Genomic DNA, 24234 nt, shown 5'->3' on the forward strand with positions numbered 1-24234 from the left:
ACCGTCAGTGTGCCATCATCGGCTCGCGCATCGAACGTTCGAGCACCGGATCGATCCGCAGCCGGATCGTCACCAGCGCGCCGATCAGTCCGACGACCGCGAGCAGCAGCAGGCCTGCGGTAAACCCGCCGGTCAGGTCCTTCAGATAGCCCATGGCGAACGGGCCGGCGAAGCCTGAGAGATTGCCGAGCGAGTTGATCGCGGCAATGCCCGCCGCCGCCGAGGCGCCATTCAGGATGCTGGCCGGCATCGGCCAGAACATCGGCGGCACCGACGAAACGCCGATCTGCGCGATGCAGAGCAGGCCGATGATCAGCACCGGACTAGAGACCAGTCCGGCGAGGCCGATGCCGACGGCGGCGAGCGTCAATGCGCCGGCGACATGGTATCGCCGCTCGCCGGTCTTGTCGGAATGGCGGCCGAGCAGCACCATGCCGATCGCGCCGAACACGAAGGGCAGGGCGGCGATCAGGCCGGTTTGGGTGTCGGTGACGCCGAACGCCTTGATGATAGTCGGCAGGAAGAACGCGACGCCGTAGCTTGCGGCGTTGAGGCAGAAATACACCAGCGCGCAGGCCAGCACCCGCGAATCGGTGAGCGACTGCAGCACCGAGATGTGCTCCACCGCCTCCTTCTTCTGCCGTTCCATCTCGAGCGTGTTCTGGACCCACTTGATCTCGTCGGGCTGCAGCCAAGTCGCCTGGCGCGGGAAGTCGGGCAGCATGACCAGAACGGCGAAGCCGACCAGCACCGACGGCAGCGCTTCCAGGATGAACAGCCACTGCCACCCGCCCAGACCGGCACCCGACACATTGAGCAGCAGACCCGAGATCGGTGCGCCGATGATGCTCGAGATCGGGATCGCCAGCATGAACAGGCTGATGACGCGCGCCCGATAGACCGTCGGGAACCAGAGCGTCAGATAGAAGATGATGCCGGGGAAGAAGCCGGCCTCGCAGGCGCCGAGCAGCAGGCGCAGGAAGTAGAAGATCCACTCGCTCGACAGGCCGCTCGCCGCGGACATCTGTGGGATGAAGGCGAATGCCGCCGAGACGATGCCCCAGCTGATCATGATGCGGGCGATCCAGCGCCGCGCGCCGAACCGCTCCAGAAGGATGTTCGAGGGTACCTCGAAGAAGAAGTAGCCGATGAAGAACAGTCCCGCGCCGAGCCCGTAGGCGGCCTCGCTCAGCCCGAGCGCGGTGTTCATGTGCAGCTTGGCGAAGCCGACATTGACGCGATCGAGGTAGGCCACGAAGTAACACAGGATGAGGAACGGAATCAGCCGCCGCATCATTTTCCCGATCGCGCGCTTCTCGACATCGTCGGTCATCGTTCCCATCCCTTCTGGTTTTTCGATACGGCGCACGGTGGCCGCGCTGTCCGGGCGGCACCTTGTGCGGCCGCAGCGGTCCGTCGCCTTGCTCTTGTAAGTCTTCTTGCAAGTATTGCATTCATTGTTGTGTAATCGACCGCCGCGTGACTAATGGCATTTGGGAATGGAGCCACGGCGAAACTGTCATGATGCACCGCGGTATGAACGCGGGAACTCTGGAGCGTTTTCCAGCGAAAGGCTGTCCCGGACTTGATCCGGGATGGACACCGGTTCGCGTCAGGAAAACGCGTCAAAATAGGATCTAGAGCCCTGTCCGTCCCGATTTGATCGGAACGGACAAGGCTCTGGCCGGGCAGGATGGTGGCGAGCGGTGATCAATAATCTGAAATTGCGCCAGTTGCGCCTGCTGGTGGCGCTCGACAGCGAGCGCAAGCTGCAGCTGGCCGCCGAGCGCCTCAACATCACCCAGTCGGCGGCATCCAAGATGCTGGCCGAGATCGAGGCGGTGGCGCGGGTTCCCTTGTTCGAGCGGACCGCGCGCGGCGTCGAGCCCACGGCCTACGGCTCGATCCTGATCCGCGGCGGCCGGAGCGTGCTGGCCGACCTTGACCGGGTCACCGATGAGTTTGCCGGTTACAGGTCGGGCGAGCTCGGTACGGTCTCGGTCGGAACGGTCGCCAAGCCCAGCATCGACCTCGTCGTCGACGTCATGCAGTATCTCGGCGAGAAATTGCACCGGGTGAACATTTCGCTCGATGTCAGCACCAGCCCGCCGCTGGTTGCGCGGCTTCTCGCGCTAGAGTTGGATTTCGTCGTTGCGCGCATTCCCGCGGGCGTCGATTCCGGGCAGTTCGACTATCACGAGATCGGCGCCGAACAGGCCGGCCTGCTGGTTCGCGCCGAGCATCCGCTGGCCGCGCTCGACAGCGTCAATCTGGAAGATACGGTCGACCTGCAATGGATCTCCCAGCCCCGGGAATCCTTCATGCGTCAGGCGCTCGAGCGGCTGTTCAATAGCCGGGGCATTGCGCCGCCGCAGCGCATGATCAACACGGAATCCTTCTCGGCATCGATCGGAATTGCTGCAGGGATCGATGCGATCGTGCCGTTGCCGTTGCTGATCTTCGATTTGCTCGATCCGCAGCGCTTCAAGATGCTGCGCATCCGCGACCAGCTGATGCTGGAGAGCTACGGGCTGATCAAGCTGCGCAGGCGCGCGCTGTCACCGGCCGCGATGCTGGTGTTCGATGCGATGATGCGGCTTGGCGTCGAGAGCGGCCGGCAGGCGTCGTCCGCCTGACGTCGGCCGCAGCCGTCCTCAGCGGAACATGCTGCGCAGGTTCTGGGCGATCTCAAACAGCGCCGGATTGTGCTTCACCGCGCGCTTGGCGCGGTTGATGGCCGACAATGCGCTGGCCGCCGGCTTGCCGCGCAGGCTGAGCGGAATGAAGCTGTCGACGATCGCTTCGTCGTCCTTGCAGAACAGCCGCTTGTACTCGTCCGAGCCGATGCCGAGATCGAAGGCGCGGTAGTCCTGGCCGGCATGGCGATCGATGATGTCGCGCATCAGGATCAGACCGGGGCTGAACTTGGCATTGGCCGACATCGTGTAGGTGTTGAACATCATCGAGAAGCGATGGCCGTCGGACACGCCGGCGAAGATCGCGATCACTTCCTCGTCGCATTCCAGCGCGTGGATGTCGATCGCATAACCCTTGCCGTCGCCGCGCGGCGCCAGGCAGGCGGTGCGGATGAACTGCTCGATACCCGGCTCGGCGAACACGTTCGGCAGCTTCTGCTCGGCCATGCGCTGCGGCTTGACGCGGAAGAACCAGTCGAGCAGGCGGCAGACGTCGGCGCTGTCGGCCGCGACGTGATAGCGGTAGCCGGGCAATGGCTGCAGCTTGCGCTCCTTGCCCTTGAGGCGGCGACGGAACGAGTTGCTGATCAGTGTCGCGGGTGCGGCGCCGGGCTCGATCACCAGCAGCGGGCAGTCGTTGACCGAGGGTTGATGCGGCAGCAGCGCCAGCGGATTCGGCAGTTCCTGCCAGCGTAGCGGCTGCTGGCACAGCACCAGCGCATCGGCGCGGGACCGTTCGGCGATCGAGCCGATCAGGGCCGTGACGTCGGCCTCGGTCGCGTTGGCGGCGAAATCCTTCTCGCACAGCGCCATGTTGAAGGTCGCGTGCTTGCCGCCCATGAAGCTCGCGCAATTCGCGCCCAGGCGCTGCTCGATGGCGAGCGGCAACAGCAGCAGCGGCCGGCGTTCGCTGTCATGGGCGACGACGATGAAGGGCCGCAGGCCTTCGCGCTCGCCGACCTGACGCTGCCAGTTGGCGAGGAAATCGAAGCGCTGATAGGGCGTGTAGGAGTGTTGCGATGTCTCGAGACTGCGCCAGGTCGCCTCGGCCGCCGTGAGATCATGAAAGATATCGACGCCGGCGACGCGGATTGCGTTCGGCCATGTTTGCGTCCCTGCAGTCTGGCCTTGAATTGCCGCCGCCATGGTCATCTCGGAACCCAAAATTTTTTAAGGTATTAATTTACAGTTCTCGGCTGGGGCCGACCTTCGCAGGGAAATGTCAACAAAGAGTAATAACAATGCCTCAGCGGGGTTCTTGGCGGGGCGTGGGTACCGCCGGACAGAGGCGGGGATCTTGGCGCCGGATAACGGGATTTTGCGACGGGCCCGGATGGAGCTCGCGTATTTCAGCGGCGCCTTCCGCCTGCGCGAGCGCGAGGCCGGCGGCGCAGGAGTGATCCTGCGCTTCGCGCGCGTCCGCCCCGCGCGCCGGGCCCGGTTCCAACCACTGAGGTCGCAGGAGATCACGCCGGTCTTCCTCGATCGCACGATCCGTGCGCTGAAGCGTTGGCGCTACGACATCGTCGGGATCGAGGAGGCCTGCCGGCGCGCGGTGACCTTGCCGGAGCGCCGGCGCTTTGCCTGCCTGACTTTCGACGGCGCCAGCAAGGACATCGTCACGCATGCCTATCCCGTGCTCGCCCGGCACGGCGTGCCCTTCACGCTCTATCTGCCGACCGCTTTTCCCGATGGCGTGGGCGTCGCGTGGTGGTTGGCGCTCGAGGACATCATCGCGCGCGAAAGCCGCATCAGCCTTGTCATCGACGGCAGGGAACGGCGCTTCGGGGTCTCGACGCTGTCCGACAAGTATGAGCTGTTCGACTTTCTGTCCGGCTGGCTGCGCAAGCTGCCGCCGTCGGATTTGTCGTATGCGGTGAATGATCTCGGCCGGCGCTATGCGGCCGACGCGGCGCAATTGTCACGCAGCGCCTCGCTCGACTGGCAGGATATGGCGAAGCTTGCGGCCGATCCGAACGTGACGTTCGGCAGCGCCACGGTGAACTATTCCGTTCTGTCGAATCTCCGGGATGCCGATGCGCAGCGCGAGATGGCGATGGGAAAGGCGGTGGCCGAGAGCGCGCTGCGGCGGCCGGTCCCGCATTTCGCGTATCCGTTCGGGGACCGCGACGCGTTCCGCCGTCCGCATGTGGTGATGGCCGAGGAGGCCGGCTTTGCCAGCGCGGCGTCGACCATATCAGGTGTCGTCGAGGCGCAGGGCCGCACCAACCTCCATGCGCTGCCGCGGATCGCTTGGGACGGCCGCGTGCGCTCGCTGCGGATCATGCGGGTGCTGCTGTCGGGCATGATGTTTCCGCCGGTGCAGCCGACGCGGCATGCCCGCGACCAGAGCGCGATCTAGGCGCGGTCGGGCCGCGACATCCAGGAGACGATCGGCATCGCCGGCAGCACCCAGCCAAGCCCCGCGACGACGTAGAAGATCGCCTGCAGCAGCCCCGAATTGGCGAGCCACGGGGTCTGGGCGATCGTCATGCCAAGCAGCGACCACACCACCACCAGAATGAGCAGGGCGATGGTTCCGAGCAATTTGCGGGTGCGTATGGCCATGGCGGATATGTATGACTCGTGATTCAGAGCGTTTTCGAGCGAAGTGGACACCGGTTCGCGTCAAGAAAACGCGTCAAAACAACATTCCAGAGCTTCGCTCCGATGTATCGGAACGAGGCTTCGGGCGGCGCTTGCGCCGCTGATAGGGCGGACTATAAGGGGCGCGAAAATCCAATCAAGTCAGGGCGAAATGGCCGGTATTTCCGCAAAGACATCGCAGCTCCGCGCCGTCAGGATTTGGCTGCTCGCGGTTGCCGCCCTGATCGTGCTGATGGTGCTGGTCGGCGGTGCCACGCGGCTCACCGAGTCCGGCCTGTCGATCGTCGAGTGGAAGCCGGTGACCGGCGCGCTGCCGCCGCTGACCGAGGCGCAGTGGACGCAGGCCTTCGAGGGCTACAAGACCATCCCGCAATACCGCGAGCTCAACGCCGGGATGACGCTCGATCAGTTCAAGACGATTTTCTGGTGGGAGTGGAGCCACCGGCTGCTCGGCCGGGTGATCGGCGCCGCCTATCTGCTGCCGTTCCTGTATTTCCTGTGGCGCGGCGCGGTGAGCGGCGAGCTCGGCCGGCGGCTGTGGATCATCTTCGGCCTCGGCGCGCTGCAGGGCGGCGTCGGCTGGTGGATGGTCGCGTCCGGGCTCTCGGAGCGCCTCGAGGTGTCGCAATATCGGCTGGCGACGCACCTGGTGCTGGCGCTGCTGATCTTCACGGCGATCGTCTGGACGCTGCGGCGGCTGACCGATCGTCCGTCCGTGATCGCGCCGCTCAGGCTGAAGATCACAAGTGCGGTGCTGCTGGTGCTGACCTTCGTGCAGCTCTATTTCGGCGCGCTGGTCGCGGGCCTGCGCGCGGGCAGGGTCTACAACACTTGGCCCGAGATCGACGGCGGCTTGATTCCGTCGGCTGACCGTCTCTGGTTCGAGACGCCGTGGTGGCGCAACCTGTTCGACAACACGCTGACGGTGCAATTCGAGCATCGCATGACCGCCTATCTGCTGTTCGCGCTGGCGATCGCACATGCGATCGATGCCGTGCGCGCGCGTGCCGGTGGTGCGGTGATCGCGGGTGCCTGGTGGCTGGTTGCGGCGATCACGCTGCAGGCGACGCTCGGCATCCTGACGCTGCTGCATCAGGTGCCGATCGATCTGGCGCTGACGCATCAGGCGGTTGCGATCGTCGTGCTGACGCTCGCGGTGCTGCAGGCCGAGCGCTTCGCGGTGCGCCGCACCGAGCGGGACCAGCCGACCCTTGTTCCGGTCGGCCAGGCCGGTTGATCCTTCAACCTCTCTGATCCATCAAGAGAGGTAGTCGAGCCCGATATCGAGCGCAGCCGAGCTGTGGGTCACCCAGCCGACTGAGATCAGGTCGACGCCGGTGGCAGCAATCGCTGCGGCGGTCGCTGCGGTGATCCGGCCGGAGGCTTCGGTGATCGCCTTGCCACGCGCCATCTCGACCGCCTGGCTCAGTTGCTCCATCGTCATGTTGTCGAGCAGGACCGCGTCGACGCCGAGCGCCAGCGCTTCCTCGAGCTGCGACAGCGTGTCGACCTCGACCTCGATCTTGACGAGATGACCGGCATTGGCCTTGGCGCGCTCGATCGCGGTGCGGATGCCGCCGGCGAGCGCAATGTGGTTGTCCTTGATCAACACCGCATCATCGAGCCCGAAGCGGTGATTGCCGCCGCCGCCGGCGCGCACCGCATATTTCTCGAGCGCACGCAGTCCCGGCGTGGTCTTGCGGGTGCAGACGATCTGCGCGCGCGTGCCTGCGACCGCTTTGACCAGCGTCGCCGTTGCGGTCGCGACGCCGCTCAGATGGCAGAGGAAGTTGAGCGCGGTTCGCTCCGCGGTGAGCAGGCTGCGGGCGGGGCCGTCGATGACCGCGATGACCTGGTCGGGTTCGACCGCGCTGCCGTCAGGCCGCTCGGCGCGCAGCGTGATGGAAGGCGACACCGTCTGGAATGCGGTGCGCGCGACGTCGAGCCCCGCGATCACGCCGGGCTGCCGCGCCCGCATCACGAGGCGCGCCTGCTGGCCGGCCGGTACGATCGAATCCGCGGTGATATCGCCGGCACGGCCGAGGTCCTCGCGCAGCGCGGTCTGCACGATCGGCTCGTACATCAGCGGCAACAGGGGATTGAGGGTCATGAACTGGCACTCCTGGCTGGCAGCTGGGACTCGACGATGTCGCGCGCGGCGGCGAGCGCCTCGTCACGGGTGAGGGACGACGGGACGGCCGACAAAGCGGCATGCGGGAAATCGGTGCGGAAATGGCCGCCACGGCTTTCCTCGCGCCTGACGGCGGCGACCGCGATCATTAGCCCGACCAGCGCCGCGTCGGATGCCGCACTCTGACCGCAGGCGAGCGGAGTGAGGCCGCGAATCGCGCGTGCGATGCCGTCGTGGTCGCGCAGCACGCCGAGCCCCTGGGAGAGGATCGGCCGCACGGCGGAGGGATCGGAGGCAGGCGGCAACGCCTCGTCGCGCAGCATCGCGCGCGGACCTGCACTCACGCCTTCGATGCTTTCGGCGACCCAGCGTGCGCAGACGATCGCTTCCATCAGCGAGTTGCTGGCGAGCCGGTTGGCGCCGTGCAGCCCAGTGCGCGCGGCCTCGCCGCAGGCCCACAGGCCCTCCACCGTGCTGCGGCCATAACCGTCCACCGCGACGCCACCCATGTGATAATGCACCGCCGGCCGGATCGGGATCGGATCGCAGGCCGGATCGATGCCGGCCATCTTGCAGAACGCGCTGATCACGGGATAGCGCTGGGCAAAGTCCGCGCCCGGATGCTGGCGCGCATCGAGGAAGGTGCGATGTCCCGCCGCACGGTGATGCCAGACCGCGCGCGCGACGATGTCGCGTGGCGCAAGCTCGGCGCCGGGCTGATCGGCCATGAAGCGCTGCCCGGTTTCATCGATCAGCACTGCGCCGTCGCCGCGGATCGCCTCGGTCAACAGCGGCATCGGCCGCGACGGTCCGTCGAAGGCGGTCGGATGAAACTGGACGAATTCGATGTCCGAGAGTGTTGCGCCGGCATACGCCGCGAGCGCGAGCCCCTGGCCGAAGCATCCGCCCGGATTGGTGCTGTCGGCAAACAGCCCGCCGATGCCGCCGGTCGCGATCACCACGCGATTGGTGACGATCGTCAGCGCGCCGCTTGCGTTGGCTGCAAGCACGCCCCTGACCGCATTGTCCTCGACCAGCAACCGGCGCGCCTCGACGCCCTCCAGCAGCGTGATCGATGGCGTCCGGCGGACCGCTGATATCAGCGCGCGCATGATCTCGCGGCCGGTGCCGTCACCGGTGGCGTGCACGATGCGGTTGCGGCCGTGTGCGGCCTCGAGCCCGAGGCGCCAGCTGCCGTCGGCGCGCCGGTCGAAGGCGACGCCGAGCTCGGCCAAATGCTCCATGGCCGCAGGCGCGGCGTGAACGATCCGGGATGCTACGGCCGCATCGCAGAGGCCGGCACCGGCCGCGAGCGTATCGGCGAGATGCAGGGCAGGGGTGTCATCCTCGCCGACTGGTGCGGCGAGGCCGCCCTGCGCCCACATGCTGGAGGCTTCGGCGCCGAGCGGCGATTTCGACAGCAGCACGACCGGCTCGGGCGCGAGCTGAAGCGCAGTCATGAGCCCCGCGGCGCCGCCGCCGATGATGACCGGGCGGCCGTCGAGATCGGAAATGTCGGTGCTCATATCGCCAGCATCCTTTCGACGCTCCTGCGCGCGCGATCGGCGATCGCTGGATCGATCGTGACCTCGTGCTGGTTGGTCTCCAGCGCGTGGCGGATGTTCTTCAGCGTGATCCGCTTCATGTGCGGGCAGAGATTGCAGGGGCGGACGAAGTCGACATCCGGATTGAGGGCAGCGATGTTGTCGCTCATCGAGCACTCCGTCAGCAGCACGACGCGTGGCGGCCGCTTGGTCTCGACGAACAACTGCATCGCAGCCGTCGAACCGGAAAAGTCCGCTTCGGCGACCACTTCGGGCGGGCATTCCGGATGCGCCAGGATGGTGACGTCGGGATGATTTTCGCGCAGCTGGCGCACGTCATCGGCGGTGAACAGCTCGTGCACCTCGCAATGGCCCTTCCAGGCGATGATCTTCTTGCTGGTCTGTTTCGCGATGTTCTGCGCCAGATATTCATCCGGCAGCATGATGACGCGCTCGGCGCCAAGCGATTCCACCACCTTCAGCGCATTGCCTGATGTGCAGCAGATGTCGGACTCCGCCTTCACCGCAGTCGACGTGTTGACATAGGCGACGACCGGCGCGTCCGGGTAGCGCGCGCGCATCAGCCGCACGTCAGCCGGCGTGATGGAATCCGCCAGCGAGCAGCCGGCCTTCAGGTCGGGGATCAGCACGGTCTTGGCCGGATTGAGCAGCTTTGCCGTCTCGGCCATGAAGTGCACGCCGGCGAGCACGATGACATCGGCGTCGACCTTGGTCGCCTCGCGCGCGAGCAGGAGGCTGTCGCCGACGATATCGGCGACGCCGTGGAAGATTTCCGGTGTCTGGTAATTGTGCGCGAGCACCACCGCATTGCGGCGGCGTTTCAGCGCGAGGATCGTATCGACGTCCTCGGCGAAAGTGGCCCATTCGAACGGCGGGATGACGCGTTTGACGCGCTCATAGAGCGGCGCGGTGCGGGTGAGCAGATCGGTATCGAGTGTAACCATTTATACTCTCCGTGAGCATAAGATGGCTTATACTTATCCTGAGCATAAGGTCTGTCAAGTGCGCGAAAGCGGCAACTTGGTGCCGGCGACCGCCCGTTCAGCCAGCACGGCATGGCGGAAGCGGAACAGCTTGGCCGGCCGTCCGACGGTATCGGCGGCCATTGCGCCAGTCTCTTCAACGAGTTCCTGCTGCTCGATGAGCCGACGGAAGTTCTGCTTGTGGACCAGCCGGCCTGCGAGCGCCTCAACACTGCGTTGCAGTTGCAGCAGGGTAAACTCGGCCGGCATCAGCTCGAATACCACTGGGCGGTATTTGATCTTGGCGCGCAGCCGCGCGATCCCGGTCGCGAGAATGCGGCGATGATCCGCCGTCATCGGTTTTCCTGGTATGACCAATGCCTCGCGGGCTTGCGTACGGCCGGCCTCCGGGATCAGTCCGGCCTCGTACAGCAGTTCGTAGCGCTGCAGCACGAGTTCTTCGTTCCAGTCGCGGTCATCGAGGCCGAAGGTGATGGCGCAGCGCTGCCAGCGCTCACGCTGCAGCGTCGGTGACGGCGCTGCTTTCGCCCACGCTTTCAGTTTCGGCGCAATCAGTTTGCCAACGAAGGCCGGCGCGCCGGCGCGATGGTCCTCCCAGGGGAAATAGTCGTACCAGCCGGACCAATGCGCCTCGAAACCTTCGCCGACCTTGTCCTCGCGGGTCAGGCCGAGATAGCTGATCGAAACGCTATGCGGCGACCTGGCGTCGCCGGACCGGCCGCGGTCGGCGAAGGTGTAGAGCTGCTCGACATAGCCGAGCGGGTGGCCGGTCTGGGCCTCCACCCAGGCCCGCAACGCGGTCTGCAGCGAGCGGTGGGTGAACTCGAACGGGCCGCTCGGCAGCGCGGCGCCGCCGGCGATGGTCACGATCTTCGGCGTGCCGTCGGTGACGGCGACCAGCACCGCGACGAGATCGGCGGTGATCGCGTTCCCCGAACCCGGCGCGCTGGTTTTCTGCGGCGATCTAGCCACGCGATCGTTCCGCGCTAGCAGTAGCCGTAGACGCCGCAGGCGTAGGGCAGGCGGTCCCAGTAGGTCACATAGGCGCCGCCGTAATAGGGGCCGAAATAGTTGTAGGAATGCCAGTTGCCGTAATAGCCGGGCAGTGACGACGATCCCGGCAGCAGCGGTTCACCCACCACGTACGGGATGTACGGCTCGGCGTTCAGCGGGATCACCTCGGGCTCGACCACCACGAGCTGGCGTCCGCGCCGCACATAGGTCGGCGGCGTGATGGTGGTGCGGTAGGCGTAGTTCCGGCGCGGCAGGCCAGCCGGCAATTGGCGCGCGGCCTTGACGGTTGTGCTCTTGGCGACGACAGGGCCGTCGGCGGCGTCAGCAGGCGAGGTCGCAAACAGCGCGATCGCGAGCGGCAATATCCAGCGCAGCATCAATGGTCTCCCGAATCATCCGGAGCCTATCACTGCCACTTTATGCCGGATTGAGCGTTAACGAGAGACCCGTCGTTTTGGGCAAGGTTACCGGAGCGATGCCACGCACCGCTCCGGAACAAGGGCGGGATCAGCCGCGCAGGGCCTGGTCGAGGTCGGCGATCAGGTCTTCCTTGTCCTCGATGCCGATCGAGAGCCGCACCACGTCGGGCGCCGCGCCCGACTTCACCTTGGCGGCGTCGTCGAGCTGGCTGTGGGTGGTGGAGGCCGGGTGGATCACCAGCGAGCGGGTGTCCCCCACATTGGCGAGATGCGAGAACAGCTTCAGGTTCGACACCAGATTGACGCCGGCGTCATAGCCGCCCTTGAGGCTGAAGGTGAACACCGCGCCGGCGCCCTTCGGCGCGTATTTGCGCTGCAGGGCGTTGTACCTGTCGCCGGGCAGGCCGGCGTAGTTCACCGCCGACACGGCCGGGTGGGTGGAGAGGAATTCCGCCACCGCCTTGGCGTTGTCGCAGTGCTTCTGCATGCGCAGCGGCAGCGTCTCGATGCCGGTGAGGATCATGAAGGCGTTGAACGGCGACAGCGCGGGGCCGAGGTCGCGCAGGCCAAGCACCCGGCAGGCGATCGCGAAGGCGAAATTGCCAAAGGTCTCCTGGATCCGGATGCCGTGATATTCCGGGCGCGGCTCGCTCAGCATCGGATATTTGTTGTCCTTCGACCAGTCGAAGGTGCCGGCGTCGACGATGATGCCGCCGAGCGAGTTGCCGTGACCGCCGAGGAATTTCGTCAGCGAGTGTACGACGATGTCGGCGCCGTGATCGATCGGCTTGATCAGATAGGGCGAGGCCAGCGTGTTGTCGACGATCAGCGGCACGCCGGCCTTGCGCGCAACGGCGGCGATCGCCTCGATATCGGTGATGCTGCCGGCGGGGTTGGCGATCGACTCGATGAATATCGCCTTGGTATGCGGCGTCACCGCGCGCTCGAAGCTTTCGATCTCGTCGGGATCGGCCCAGGCCACGTTCCAGCCGAACGCCTTGAAGGCGTGGGTGAACTGGTTGATCGAGCCGCCATAGAGCTTGCGCGCCGCAATGATCTCGTCGCCGGGCCGGAGCAGCTGCTGCAGCACGACGAGTTGCGCGGCGTGGCCGGAGGCGACCGCGAGCGCCGCGGTGCCGCCCTCGAGCGCTGCGACGCGTTCCTCGAGCACCGCGTTGGTCGGGTTGCCGATGCGGGTATAGATGTTGCCGAACGCCTGCAGGCCGAACAGCGAGGCGGCGTGATCAGCGTCGTTGAAGACGAATGACGTGGTCTGGTAGATCGGCGTCGCCCGCGCGCCGGTGGTCGGATCAGGCTGTGCGCCGGCATGCACGGCGAGGGTGGAAAATCCCGGAACGCGATCGGTCATTCTTTGTGTCCTGTTCTGGCCTGATCGAAAACGCGCGGCATGCTGATGGCGGCGGCGCCCGCCGTCAAGCGAGTTGGGTACGCCGCCAGTTGTGGGAGGGGCATCCCACGCTATACCGGGCAAGCGGAAGGAATATTCCGTTGCGATGTCAGCTCGTCTCGGTCTTGTTCTTCGCCGCGCGGTCGGATGCCGCGGTCTGGCCGCCGCCAAAACTCGTGCGGTTGAGCGACAGCCGCATGCCCTGCGTCGGAATCGGCGCGCGCTTGGAACTGAGCGTGCGCGAGTTGACGCCCATCCAGGAGATCTCAGACGACAGCCGGCCATATTCGATCTTCGGGCAGCGATTCATCACCACCTTGAGGCCCGCGGCTTCCGCCTTCTCGGCCGCGGCATCGTCGTGTGCGCCAAGCTGCATCCAGATCACCTTCGGCGGCGGCGACAATTTCAGCGCCTCGTCGACGACGGGCATGATGTGGCTCGAATTGCGGAAGATGTCGATCATGTCGATCGGGCGACCGATGTCCGCAAGCGAAGCGACGAACGGCTTGCCCATCAGCGACTTGCCGACATGGCCGGGATTGACCGGGATCATGTCGTAGCCGCGCTGCGCCAGATATTTGAAGGCAAAATAGCTCGGCCGCACGTTGACCGGCGAGGCGCCGACCATCGCGATCGACTTCACGCTGTTCAGGATGCTGCGGATGTAGTTGTCGTCGTAGGCGTCGTGATTCATTTCGGTCTTACTTATCCTGCCACTTCGGATCGCGCTTCTCGATGAAGGCGCCGATGCCTTCCTCGGCGTCGCGCGCCATCATGTTCTCGGTCATCACCTCGGCGGCGAAGCGATAGGCGTCGGCAAGGCTCATCTCGGCCTGGCGATAGAACGCCTCCTTGCCGAGCTTGACGGTGTAGGCCGATTTCAGCGCGACCTTCTCGGCCAGCGCGATCGCGGCGTCGCGCTCGGTACCTGCTGATACCACGCGGTTGATCAGGCCGATGCTCTGCGCCGTTGCCGCCGAGATCGGCTCGCCGGTGAGCAGCATCTCCATCGCCTGCTTGCGCGGCACGTTGCGCGACAGCGCCACCATCGGCGTCGAGCAGAACAGCCCGATGTCGACGCCCGGGGTCGCAAACGTCGCGGCCTCGGATGCAATTGCAAGGTCGCAGCTGGCGACGAGCTGGCAGCCGGCCGCCGTCGCGACGCCCTGCACGGCGGCGACAACCGGCTTCGGCAGGTGCACGATGGCCTGCATCATCGCGCTACATGCGTTCATGATCTCGGCGAAATAGGCGCGGCCGCGATCGGCATCGCTGCGGCGCGCGGTCAGTTCCTTCATGTCGTGGCCGGCGGAGTAGGCCGGGCCGTTGGCTGCGAGCACGACGCCGCGGACGGCTTTGTCGTCGCGGATACCATTCAGCGCAGCGTGTACCTCGCGGATCAGGCCTTCGGAGAGGCTGTTGCGCGCCGCGGGGCGATTGAGCGTCAGTAGCGCGATACTGCCGACGGTCTCGCGCAGCAGGATCGGCTGATGTTGCTGCGCTTCGGCGCGGGCGGCTTGGGCGGACATGGTGAAATTCCACTTTGGTCTCTATGACAACTTAATGTAACAGGCAGGCTGAAGCGAGGGCAGGGACGGCATGGCGATTGCGAAAATGAGCGTGGCTGAGCTGGAGGAGTTCCTGCGCAAGGAATTTCCGCAGGCGTTCACCCACGACGACATCAGGATCGAAAGCGCCGACGGCGAGACGGCCCTGCTGCGCCAGCGCTTCAGCGAGCGGATGCTGCGGCCCGGCGGCACGGTGTCCGGCCCGACCCTGATGGGGCTGGCGGATTTTGCGATGTATGTGGTGCTGCTGTCGGCGATCGGGCCGATCGGCCTTGCCGTCACCACCAACCTCAACATCAACTTCCTGCGCAAGGGCCAGCCGGGCCAGGATGTGCTCGCGGTCGCCAAGCTGCTCAAGCTCGGCAAGCGGCTTGCGGTCGGCGAGGTGAACCTGCTGTCCGGCACCTCGCCGGATCCGATCGCCCATGTCACGGCGACCTATTCCATTCCAATTCAATAGCCTTTTTCGCGGTATTATTGCACCATATTTACAAGCTATTGTTTTCGCTGATGTAATTATGCCGCGTCGGCGTTGACGTGCGGCCGAGGCTTCTCTAGAAAGCCGCCCAGTTCGGCGCATTCGGCGCCGATTTGCTTTTCACGGATTTCACACATGAGCACGTTCTCGGCCAAGCCCGCCGAAGTGACGAAGAAGTGGGTCGTGATCGACGCCAAGGGTCTGGTCGTCGGTCGTCTCGCCACGCTCGTCGCGATGCGCCTGCGCGGCAAACACCTGCCCACCTACACCCCGCATGTCGATTGCGGCGACAATGTCATCATCGTCAACGCCGCGCATGTGGTGCTGACCGGCCGCAAGCGCGACCAGAAGACCTACTACAAGCACACCGGCTTCATCGGTGGCATCAAGGAGCGCACCGCGAAGCAGATCCTCGAGGGTCGCTTCCCCGAGCGCGTCGTCGAGAAGGCGATCGAGCGCATGATCCCGCGCGGTCCGCTCGGCCGCATGCAGATGAGCAATCTGCGCGTCTATCCGGGTGCCGAGCATCCGCATGAAGCGCAGAGCCCCGAGAAGGTCGATATCGCTTCCCTGAATCGCAAGAACACGAGGGCCGCATAAATGTCCGAAACGTTGCAGTCCCTCGACCAGCTCTCGCAGGTCAAGCCGGCCGCGCCCGACGCGCCGAAGTATGTCAAGAAGGTCGACAAGTTCAACCGCGCCTACGCCACCGGCAAGCGCAAGGACGCCGTCGCCCGCGTCTGGATCAAGCCGGGTGCCGGCAAGATCTCGGTCAACACCCGCGACATCGAAATCTACTTCGCCCGTCCGGTGCTGCGCATGATGATCCAGCAGCCGCTGGTCGCTGCCGCCCGTAACGGTCAGTACGACGTGATCTGCACCGTCGCCGGCGGCGGTCTGTCCGGCCAGGCCGGTGCTGTCCGCCACGGCATCTCGAAGGCGCTGACCAATTTCGAGCCTGAGCTGCGCGGCGTCCTCAAGAAGGGCGGCTTCCTGACCCGCGACAGCCGCACGGTCGAGCGCAAGAAGTACGGCAAGGCGAAGGCCCGCAAGTCCTTCCAGTTCTCGAAGCGCTAATTCGAGTCCTAAAATTCGCGGCAAATGCCGTGAGCATCGAGTTGCAGAGGGCGCCGAGAGGCGCCCTTTTTGCTGTGTCCAACGAAGCCAGCTTCGACGCGAATTAGCGCAGTTTTTCATGAAAACTTGCGTGTGCGTGCAAACGAAATTGGAACTCGGGCCTTCTAGCGTGCGGGCTCGCACTGGCGCTGCATCACCTTTTATTTGCGCCTGCGAACGTTGCATCACACCGGGCTGGGGTGAGTTATGTCGTTCGATCCATCGACACTTTATTTGTTCGCCACCATGGTTGCGGGCATGCTCGGCGCCATGCTGTGGCTGTTCGGCAGGCAGGAGAACATTCCCGCGCTGAAATGGTGGGGCACCGCCTATCTGCTCGGCGCGGCCTCGGTCGCACTCTGGACGGTCGGCAGTTCGACGCTCGACGCCATGGTCCTGATGGGGCTGAATGCGATCGGCTTCGCGGCCTGCGGCATGGTCTGGAATGCCGCGCGGATCTTCCACGGCCGCAAGGCCAACCTGCCGGGCCTCGTGCTCGGCCCGATCGCGTGGATCAGTGCCGCGATGACGGTGGAGGATCACGCGCTGCGCCTGACGATCGGCGCCGGGATCGTCGCGATCTACGCGGCGCTGACCGCCTCCGAGCTCTGGAGCGAGCGCCGCCGCGTGCTGAAGCGGCGCTGGCTTGCGATCGTGATCCCGGTCGCGCACGGCTGCGTGCTGATGCTGCCGATCCTGGTCGGCGACCTGCTGCGATTCAACGGCCAGAACTACGTCAGCAGCTTCTGGGTCACGCTGTTCTCGATCGAGCTCGTGCTGTACGCGATCGGCACGGTGTTCGTGATCTTCATGATGGTGTCGGACCGCGCGGTGGCCGTGCACAAGACCGCCGCGTCGGTCGATCCGTTGAGTGGCATGCTCAACCGCCGCGGCTTCACCGAGGCCTGCACGCGGGTGATCGAGCGCGAGGCCAATGCCGGCCGCCCGGTCACGGTGATGATTTTCGACATCGATCATTTCAAGTCGATCAACGACCGCTTCGGCCATCCCGCCGGCGACGAGATCCTGAAACTGTTCTCCGCCGTCGTGGTCAACAGTCTCAGGATCAGCGACCTGTCGGGCCGGATCGGCGGCGAGGAATTCGCGGCGCTGCTGCCGTGTTCGCTGGAGGAGGGCGTGCTGGTCGCCGAGCGCGTGCGCGAGGCCTTCGAGAACAGCAACATCGCCTGCGAGGAAGGTCCGGTCGATACCACGGTCAGCATCGGCGTGGCCGGCGGCCCCGCCGGCACCGAGCTCGAGGTGCTGCTGGCCTCGGCCGACACCGCGCTCTACCAGGCCAAGCGCGGCGGCCGCAACCGCGTCGAGGCGGCGGAGGAGTTGCCGCTGTCGCTGGAGAACTGGCGGCGCAAGACCGCGGGCCTGCCGGCGGCGGCGCGGCAGAAACCGGCGACGGTGCGGACATGAGCGCGGTAACGACCGATTAACCATTCGATCCCATGCTTTCGGGCATGGAGTCGATCCGCACCCGCAATCCGCAGTCAGCCCTGATGTCGCTCGAAGCCGACGCGGTTTCGGCGCGCAGCGGCTTCGCCTGCCTGTTCTCGAACTCCGATGAATACGAGACCGCGCTGATCGCCGAACGGCGCGCGCAGGGCCGATACCAACAGCCCAGAAGCCGCTGGCCGGTCGTGATGCTCCTCGGCGCGATGCTGATGGTTGTCGGTACCGTATTGCTGTTCAACTGAACCGCCGCAGGATCGACAGAGGAGGCGCCCCTCGCGGGCGCCTTTTGCTTTTTTACCGGCTGGGCTAGAGACGGGGCCTTTCCCACGGGAAACCAATAAAGGGAGGCCACAGCCCAATGATCACCGAAATCGCACAGATCGACGTCAAGCCCGGCAGCGAGAAGGATTTTGAGGCCGCGGTGGCCAAGGCGCGCCCGCTGTTGCTGCGCGCCAAGGGCGGCAAGGGGTTTGAACTGCACCGCTCGATCGAGAAGCCGTCGCGCTACCGGCTGGTGGCGAAGTGGGAGACGCTCGAGAACCACACCGTCGATTTCCGCGGCTCCGAGGATTTCACCGCCTGGCGCGCGCTGGTCGGCCCTTATTTCGCGGCGGCGCCCGAGGTCGAGCACACCGAGACGGTGCTGACCTCCTGAGGCGGGTTTACGCGACCTGCGCAGGCGCCTGATCCTCCGCCTTGAAATGGTCGATCATCACCTTGGCGATCGCCATCAGCGGCAGCGCCAAGGCCAGCCCCCAGATGCCGAACACGACGCCGAGCAGGATCTGGAACGCGAACAGCGTCGCCGGCGGGATGTCGAGCGCCTGCCGCTGCACGATCGGCGTGATCACGTAACTCTCCAGCGCGTGCACGCCGAGGAACAGGATGAACGCGCTGAGCGCGGCGATCCATCCCGAGGCGAGGCTTGCCAGCACCACGATCAGTCCGGCAATGATCGCGCCGACGGTTGGAATGAAGGCCAGCAATCCGGCCTGGATGCCGAGAATGAACGAGCTCGGAATGCCGATGATCGCAAGCCCGATCCAGGTGACGAGGAACACCGCCGCCATTGTGATGATCTGCGCGATCAGCCAGCGTTCCAGCGTCTCGCCGATGCGGTCGACGATGATGGTGGCCTGCGCGCGGTATTTGGCCGGCGCGATGAACAACAGCCCGGCGCGGTAGATGCTGGGCTGGGCCGCGAAGGCGAGTCCTAGAAACAGCACGATGAAGAAATTGCCGACGACGCTGACGGTGCCGAGCAGCACCTTCAGCGTCTGGCTGATGATGGCGCCGCCGCTTGAGGCAAGCGCGCCGGCCCCGGGGATGCCGTGCGACTGCGACGCCGCGGGCGCCGTTGTCGTCGTCGCCACGCCGGTGCCGTCGGGTTTCGCTTCGCCTGCCGCATTGGTGAAATCGAGATAGCTGGTGTCGACGCCATGCTGCTCGAGGAATTCCTTGACGCTGCCGAGCTGCGATTTGATCGTGTTGCTCAACACGGTTGCCTGCTGCGCGATCGTGGTGCCGCCGAGGAACACGATGCCGGACAATAGTCCGGCCATCGCCAGGCAGACGATCGCAAGCCGCAACGCGTGAGGCAGCCCGGTCAGCCGGCCGAGCAGGGCGGCCATCGCGTTCAGGCCGACGCCGAGCAGCATGCCGGCGAACAGCAGGAACAAGGTCGCGGCGAAATGCCAGGCGAACATCAGCAGCGCGGCGAACAGCACGGCGCCGATGCCTCCGACGGCGATCGCCCACGCCATGTCGTTGCGGGCCTGCAGGCGATTGTCAGCCGGGTCTGTCACGGGTGATTCCCCCTTTGCGACGGTGTCCTAAGCAGTCATTGGCGAAAATCCCGCCGGGATCAAGCTGGGCGGATCGTGCTGGTTTGCCGCTGACGCTGCGGCGCCGGGGCGCAACTGACCGCATTTGGGGCCCCGGGGGGCGCTCGTCTGTGCAGAGCTGCAAGCCCCCCTCTGCAGATATAGACAGTTGATCCGGCGGGAACTCGAAGGCATGATCGTCTCCGCAACGTCGCAAACTTAGAAGAATCATTGCGCGAGACTTCGATAATGAGACGGCCCGTGGTCGGCGTGATCGGAAACGCCCATCGCATCGAAAATCGTTTCACAGTCCAGATGGTCGGGGAGCGCAACCTTCGCGCGGTTGCCGATGTGTCGGGTGCGGTGCCGTTGATGTTCGCAGGCAGCCCCGACATTACCGACGTCGGCGCCTTGCTCGACGTGGTCGACGGCGTCGTGCTGACCGGGGCCCGCGCCAACGTCCATCCGACGCGCTTCAACACCGAACCTTGTGCCGCGCACGAACCCTATGACCTCCACCGCGATGACGTCGCGCTCGCGCTGTCGGAGGCCTGTGTGGCGCGCGGCGTGCCGATCTTCGGCATCTGCCGCGGCCTGCAGGAGATGAACGTCGCGTTCGGCGGCTCGCTGCATCCGGAGATCCGGGAGATTCCGGGCCGCATGAACCACCGGATGCCGCGGCTGGACAACGGCGAAATCCACCCCGATCCCACCGTGGTGTTCGCCGACCGCCACGATGTCGCACTGACGCCGGGGGGCGCCTTCGCAAAGATCCTTGGCCGCGAGACCATCCGGGTCAATTCGCTGCACGGCCAGGGCATCCTCGAGCCGGGCAGGCGGGTCGTGATCGAGGGCATTGCCGAGGACGGCACCATCGAGGCGATCCGCATCGCGGATGCCGCGGGCTTTGCGCTCGGCGTGCAGTGGCACGCCGAATACGATCCGCAGCGCAATCCGATCAACCGCGCGCTGTTCGAAGCCTTCGGCGACGCGCTGCGCGAGCGGCGGCGGGCGGCGTAGGGCGATTTCACCGCGATCCAGGGCAAATTCGATGTCATCACCCGCGAAAGCGGGTGATCCAGTATTCCAGAGACGCTGGTGCCTGAGCCGAGAGGCCGCGGCGTACTGGATCGCCCGGTCGAGCCGGGCGATGACAGGTGAGGATGGGCATACAGCTTCGCATTCTCGCGACATGATTTGCCCGAGCTTTGTTCTTCGTTCCGCCCTCTCTTGAAGAGGGTGCAGGGAAAGCCGGGTGCCGATCGCACCCATGGGCCCCGAGCAATGGGTAGAGAGCTCGGGGGTAGGACCACAGGTGTAACCGGAGCAACCCGGCTTTCCCTGCGCGATGGGTTACGGCTTACTTCGTGCTCTCCCCGGCGAGACTGGGCTTGTTTGTCACCGCCTTCGCGAAAACGCTTTCGCGCCTTGCGAGGGGACACCGGCCGCTAGGGCGTCAGGACCACACGACTTCACCGTCCGCATCACGTGCTCTCGTCAGTCACACGCTCAGCGTCCACCGCATCCCACACCGCGTTCGTGACGACCGCGAAGCGCCCCTCGATCGGGTGAGACGAACAGTTCATACCCTGAGTTGGGTATTCCGGGAAACAGAAATATTTTGGCTGCGCGGGATTGACAGGTTTTGCTGAGTTGCCCGTCGGGTTGTTTTGTCGCAGCCCGATCCCGCGGGGACGGTTATTGGACACTTGTCAAGTTGAGGTAACCCGGGAGGGCATCTCCCTTGCCGCCTTTTGCCGATACAATGAAATTGCGTTCCAGATCGGAGCGCTGTGATTGGGACGGCTTCGGCGCCCGCCGCCCTAGCCCCGGAAGACGCGCCGGCGGCCGTCCCGATTGCGATGTTCGCGAGCCCCGATAGCACAACGCCGCCCGCTTAAAATCCATGCGGTCGGCGTCGGCCCTAGCCCCAGGAAGGAACTGCAAAATCCTGGCTCTTGAAGTCTATATCCATCGTGGCAACGGGTAATTGGCAAAATCGGGTTACCACAGACGGATGCTCGGAGGGGCTGCTTGCCCCAAGCGAACAAGTCCCAGGACCTTCACGTCGGTTACCTTCACGTCGGTCCCACTCTCCAATTGACCAAAGAGTTGAGCCACGGCTCGGGGAGTACATCGCCCTGTCTCAACCACGAGTCGACCGTCGACATGGTGGCTTGGAGAGTGGGCAATCGCTTTTACGATCGCTGGCCAAATCTTAAAATCGCCTGCTGTCACTGCCCACGCGGTTGCTGCGTTCAAACACACCAAGGTCTCTGGATTCATTTGAGCGACGTTGATCGGCGCGAGCACCCTTTGACTTCGTTCATCGCAGCTGACGCCGGCGGGCGTGTGCCCGCGTCGAGCGCGTAGTCGAGTGACCGCGGACGGATGGCGCGCTCCTGGAATGCGAGCATTCCAACTTGGCCATGGTGCCGCACGGAGCCGCTTCTTCTCCGTACTAATACGGATACGAAAGTGGCGGATCGCCGGCCCGGACTCGGCTAAGCAACTAGGCGCTAGCCACCGGATATTGCCCCGGCGCCGACAATCCTTTCCGGATACTGTTTTTCCTTTTCCATTTTCCGGTGCAGCCGACACGATGAGTTGGTCGTGATGAATTTGTCGGGCCGTCTGGCGATGGGGATGATGCTTCCCGTCGTCGCGCTCCTGCTTGCGCTGGGCTTCATCCATGGCGTCACCTGGCCCGGCATTCTGCTCGCCGGCGGCGCGATTATGGTGGTGTTGATGACGGCTGAGATGATTGCGAGGTCGCTGTCCGGAACGCCTGCCCAGCTGGTGCGGGCGGCGGAGGCGTCGTCGCGCGGCGAGCAGGCTCCGATACGCTCAGCCGACAGCGACGAGACCGCCGAACTCGCCGCCACGCTTGCCGAACTGTCGGCGCAATTGGGCAGCAGGCAGCACCTGCTGGAGAAGACCGTCGAGAGCATCCGCGATCCGGTGGTGGTCGCCGATGAGCACGGGATGGTCGTGATCGCCAACGCCGCGGCGCGGCGGCTGTACAGTGTCGAACCCGGTTTTGACACCCTGACCGGCGTTCGCACCTTCCAGAACTATTATCCCGACGGCACGACCGTGATGCCGATCGCGGACACGCCGATGGCGCGTTCGCTGCGCGGCGACGACGTCGACGATTTCGAGCTGATCGTAAGGCCCCAGGCGCCGGATCCGGAGGTCTGCCTCGTCGCCAATGCGCGGCCGCTGCGCGACGATGCCGGCAATCTGCGCGGCGCGGTCGCCGTGCTGCACGATGTCACCGCGCAACGGCGGGCGCACCAGGCCCTGGTCGAGGGCGAGCAGATGGCGCAGGCCATCATCAGGACCGCGCTCGATGCCTTCGTCCAGACCGACCAGGACGGCATCATTCTCGACTGGAGCCCGCAGGCCGAGGCGCTGACCGGCTGGACGCGGTCCGAGGCGGTCGGTTACCGCGTGGTCGAACTGGTGTTTCCGGAGGAGCTTCGCCTTGCGCACCGGCAGCGGATCACCCGCTTCCTGCAGGAGACCGCGGCCGGCGGCATGGGCATGCGCTATGAAACCGCGTCCGTGCACCGCGACGGCCACCGGTTCTATGTCGAGGTGTCGCTCAATGCGCTGCGCCGCGGCGATGGCTGGATCATCAATTCCTTTGTCAGGGACGTCACCCAGCGCCGGATCGCCGAGGAGCAGTTGATCCAGGCGCAAAAGACGGAATCGCTCGGGCGGCTGACCGGCGGCATTGCGCACGACTTCAACAACATGCTGACGGTGATCACCGGCACGATCGAGATCCTGGCCGACGGGGTCAAGGACAACCCGCAGCTTGCCGCGATCGCCAAGCTGATCAGCGATGCCGCCGATCGCGGCGCGCAGCTCACCTCGAGCCTGCTGGCATTCGCGCGCAAGCAGCCGTTGCAGCCGGCCGAGACCGACGTCAGCGACCTGATCGGCGAAGTGGTGCGGCTGCTGTCGCAGACGCTGGGTTCGCAGACCGAGATCAGGACGGAGCTCGGCCGCGACGCTTGGCTCGCCTTTGTCGACCGCGGTCAGCTCGGTGCGGCGCTGGTCAATCTCGCCATCAATGCGCGCGATGCGATGCCCGATGGCGGCGCGCTGACCTTTGCGACCCGCAACATCCAGCTCGGGATTCCCGAGGCGGTGGCGCACGGCGTCGAGCGCGCCGGCGACCATCTCGTGATCGAGGTGATCGATACCGGGGTCGGGATTTCGCCGTCGCATCTGGAGAAGATCTTCGATCCGTTCTTCTCCACCAAGGAGGTCGGGCAGGGCACCGGGCTCGGGCTCAGCATGGTGTTCGGCTTCGTCAAGCAGAGCGGCGGCGGGATCGAGGTCAGGAGCGAGCGGGGGCGCGGCACCAACTTCAGGATCTATCTGCCGAAGGCCGACGGCATCGCGCAGCGCGCGGCCGAGGAGGACGATCTGCCGGTCAAGGGCGGCAACGAGACGATCCTGTGTGTCGAGGACGACCCCACGATCCGCGACTACGTCACGGGCCAGCTCGAAAGCCTCGGTTACAAGGTGCTGGTCGCGGCGAATGCCGACGCCGCGCTCGCGATCGTCAACCGCGGCACCGCGTTCGATCTGTTATTCACCGACATCGTGATGCCCGGCAGCATGAACGGCCGGCAATTGGCTGATACGCTGATGGCCGGGCGTCCGGCACTGCGGGTGTTGTTCACCTCGGGCTACAGCGATGGCGTGCTGCCGGCCCAGCAGGGCCGGAGCGGCCATGGCATTCCGCTGCTGACAAAACCCTATCGGCGCAGCGAGCTGGCGCGGATGCTGCGGCGCTGCCTCGACCTTCAGGTCGACTTCCAGGGCGATCCGGTTCCGCAGCCTTACTCCGTGCAGCCCGATCTTGAACGCTTCCTGCGCGAGAATCCGCCGGACAAGAAATAGGGTGTGGACCCGTCAGCGTTGCCGTAGCCTGAGTGAGGCAAG

The 24234-nt window shown here is 65.3% G+C and carries 23 protein-coding genes; 11 read left to right on the forward strand and 12 right to left on the reverse strand.

Going from position 1 to position 24234, the window contains the following annotated elements:
* Positions 1–4: 4 nt before the first annotated feature.
* Entirely contained in the window at positions 5–1342 is a 1338-nt protein-coding gene (locus tag K359_RS0131195) for an MFS transporter (RefSeq protein WP_029082833.1), read from the reverse strand.
* Positions 1343–1706: 364 nt separating this feature from the next.
* On the opposite strand from K359_RS0131195, the gene K359_RS0131200 reads away from it, so the two are divergent.
* The gene (locus tag K359_RS0131200) at positions 1707–2636 is read left to right on the forward strand and encodes a LysR family transcriptional regulator (protein ID WP_029082834.1); all 930 of its coding nucleotides are present in this window, start codon (positions 1707–1709) and stop codon (positions 2634–2636) included.
* 18 nt (positions 2637–2654) lie between these two features.
* Here the strand turns inward: K359_RS0131200 and K359_RS0131205 are convergent, their stop codons facing one another.
* Positions 2655–3848, reverse strand: a complete 1194-nt coding sequence (locus tag K359_RS0131205; protein WP_029082835.1) for a GNAT family N-acetyltransferase — start codon at positions 3846–3848, stop codon at positions 2655–2657.
* A 181-nt stretch (positions 3849–4029) separates the two neighbouring features.
* Here K359_RS0131205 and K359_RS0131210 point away from each other — a divergent pair, with 181 nt between their 5' ends.
* Positions 4030–5058 carry a polysaccharide deacetylase family protein gene (locus K359_RS0131210; protein ID WP_035977448.1) on the forward strand — a complete coding sequence of 343 codons (1029 nt, stop codon included), beginning with the start codon at positions 4030–4032 and terminating at the stop codon, positions 5056–5058.
* On the opposite strand, the gene K359_RS0131215 is transcribed toward K359_RS0131210, so the two are convergent.
* Positions 5055–5264 carry a DUF2842 domain-containing protein gene (locus K359_RS0131215; RefSeq protein WP_029082837.1) on the reverse strand — a complete coding sequence of 70 codons (210 nt, stop codon included), beginning with the start codon at positions 5262–5264 and terminating at the stop codon, positions 5055–5057. The two genes, K359_RS0131210 and K359_RS0131215, sit on opposite strands and share 4 nt — an antisense overlap.
* A 190-nt stretch (positions 5265–5454) precedes the next feature.
* Here K359_RS0131215 and K359_RS0131220 point away from each other — a divergent pair, with 190 nt between their 5' ends.
* A complete protein-coding gene (locus K359_RS0131220; RefSeq protein WP_029082838.1) occupies positions 5455–6540 on the forward strand; it encodes a COX15/CtaA family protein in 1086 nt (361 codons plus the stop codon).
* A 21-nt stretch (positions 6541–6561) separates the two neighbouring features.
* Here the strand turns inward: K359_RS0131220 and nadC are convergent, their stop codons facing one another.
* The 8 genes from nadC to K359_RS0131260 all read right to left on the reverse strand — a co-directional run bounded on the left by nadC (position 6562) and on the right by K359_RS0131260 (position 14352).
* Positions 6562–7413 (reverse strand): carboxylating nicotinate-nucleotide diphosphorylase, encoded by an 852-nt coding sequence (gene nadC, locus K359_RS0131225; RefSeq protein ID WP_029082839.1) that lies wholly within the window; start codon positions 7411–7413, stop codon positions 6562–6564.
* Positions 7410–8960, reverse strand: a complete 1551-nt coding sequence (locus tag K359_RS0131230; RefSeq protein WP_029082840.1) for an L-aspartate oxidase — start codon at positions 8958–8960, stop codon at positions 7410–7412. The genes nadC and K359_RS0131230 overlap by 4 nt, the downstream gene beginning before the upstream one ends.
* Positions 8957–9943: a quinolinate synthase NadA gene (nadA, locus tag K359_RS0131235; protein WP_035977449.1), complete on the reverse strand. Its 987-nt coding sequence runs from the start codon at positions 9941–9943 to the stop codon at positions 8957–8959. Before nadA ends, K359_RS0131230 begins: the two co-directional genes overlap by 4 nt.
* A gap of 54 nt (positions 9944–9997) precedes the next feature.
* On the reverse strand, positions 9998–10954 hold the full coding sequence (locus K359_RS0131240) for a membrane protein (RefSeq protein WP_029082842.1): 957 nt from the start codon (positions 10952–10954) through the stop codon (positions 9998–10000).
* Positions 10955–10968: 14 nt separating this feature from the next.
* Entirely contained in the window at positions 10969–11373 is a 405-nt protein-coding gene (locus tag K359_RS0131245) for a hypothetical protein (RefSeq protein WP_029082843.1), read from the reverse strand.
* 130 nt (positions 11374–11503) lie between these two features.
* A complete protein-coding gene (locus tag K359_RS0131250; RefSeq protein ID WP_029082844.1) occupies positions 11504–12784 on the reverse strand; it encodes an O-acetylhomoserine aminocarboxypropyltransferase in 1281 nt (426 codons plus the stop codon).
* Between the two features lie 148 nt (positions 12785–12932).
* Positions 12933–13517: a CoA-binding protein gene (locus tag K359_RS0131255; RefSeq protein WP_029082845.1), complete on the reverse strand. Its 585-nt coding sequence runs from the start codon at positions 13515–13517 to the stop codon at positions 12933–12935.
* Positions 13518–13524: 7 nt separating this feature from the next.
* A complete protein-coding gene (locus tag K359_RS0131260; protein WP_029082846.1) occupies positions 13525–14352 on the reverse strand; it encodes an enoyl-CoA hydratase in 828 nt (275 codons plus the stop codon).
* Between the two features lie 70 nt (positions 14353–14422).
* On the opposite strand from K359_RS0131260, the gene K359_RS0131265 reads away from it, so the two are divergent.
* From K359_RS0131265 to K359_RS0131290, 6 genes are all read left to right on the forward strand, one after another.
* Positions 14423–14851 carry a PaaI family thioesterase gene (locus tag K359_RS0131265; protein WP_029082847.1) on the forward strand — a complete coding sequence of 143 codons (429 nt, stop codon included), beginning with the start codon at positions 14423–14425 and terminating at the stop codon, positions 14849–14851.
* 153 nt (positions 14852–15004) lie between these two features.
* A complete protein-coding gene (gene rplM / locus K359_RS0131270; RefSeq protein WP_029082848.1) occupies positions 15005–15469 on the forward strand; it encodes a 50S ribosomal protein L13 in 465 nt (154 codons plus the stop codon).
* The gene (gene rpsI / locus K359_RS0131275; RefSeq protein ID WP_029082849.1) at positions 15470–15946 is read left to right on the forward strand and encodes a 30S ribosomal protein S9; all 477 of its coding nucleotides are present in this window, start codon (positions 15470–15472) and stop codon (positions 15944–15946) included. It abuts the gene before it with no gap.
* 246 nt (positions 15947–16192) lie between these two features.
* Entirely contained in the window at positions 16193–17410 is a 1218-nt protein-coding gene (locus K359_RS0131280) for a GGDEF domain-containing protein (RefSeq protein ID WP_029082850.1), read from the forward strand.
* Positions 17411–17454: 44 nt separating this feature from the next.
* The gene (locus tag K359_RS0131285; RefSeq protein WP_029082851.1) at positions 17455–17691 is read left to right on the forward strand and encodes a hypothetical protein; all 237 of its coding nucleotides are present in this window, start codon (positions 17455–17457) and stop codon (positions 17689–17691) included.
* Between the two features lie 116 nt (positions 17692–17807).
* Positions 17808–18104 (forward strand): antibiotic biosynthesis monooxygenase, encoded by a 297-nt coding sequence (locus tag K359_RS0131290; protein WP_029082852.1) that lies wholly within the window; start codon positions 17808–17810, stop codon positions 18102–18104.
* A gap of 7 nt (positions 18105–18111) precedes the next feature.
* Here the strand turns inward: K359_RS0131290 and K359_RS0131295 are convergent, their stop codons facing one another.
* Complete coding sequence (locus tag K359_RS0131295; protein ID WP_029082853.1) at positions 18112–19254, reverse strand: AI-2E family transporter; 1143 nt, start codon at positions 19252–19254, stop codon at positions 18112–18114.
* A gap of 267 nt (positions 19255–19521) precedes the next feature.
* On the opposite strand from K359_RS0131295, the gene K359_RS0131300 reads away from it, so the two are divergent.
* A complete protein-coding gene (locus tag K359_RS0131300; RefSeq protein ID WP_029082854.1) occupies positions 19522–20292 on the forward strand; it encodes a gamma-glutamyl-gamma-aminobutyrate hydrolase family protein in 771 nt (256 codons plus the stop codon).
* A gap of 1596 nt (positions 20293–21888) precedes the next feature.
* Entirely contained in the window at positions 21889–24192 is a 2304-nt protein-coding gene (locus K359_RS53470) for a PAS domain S-box protein (protein ID WP_051346505.1), read from the forward strand.
* The last annotated feature ends 42 nt before the right edge of the window (positions 24193–24234 follow it).

This window comes from Bradyrhizobium sp. th-b2 (genome assembly GCF_000426785.1).
In the GTDB taxonomy this organism is placed as follows: domain Bacteria; phylum Pseudomonadota; class Alphaproteobacteria; order Rhizobiales; family Xanthobacteraceae; genus Bradyrhizobium; species Bradyrhizobium septentrionale.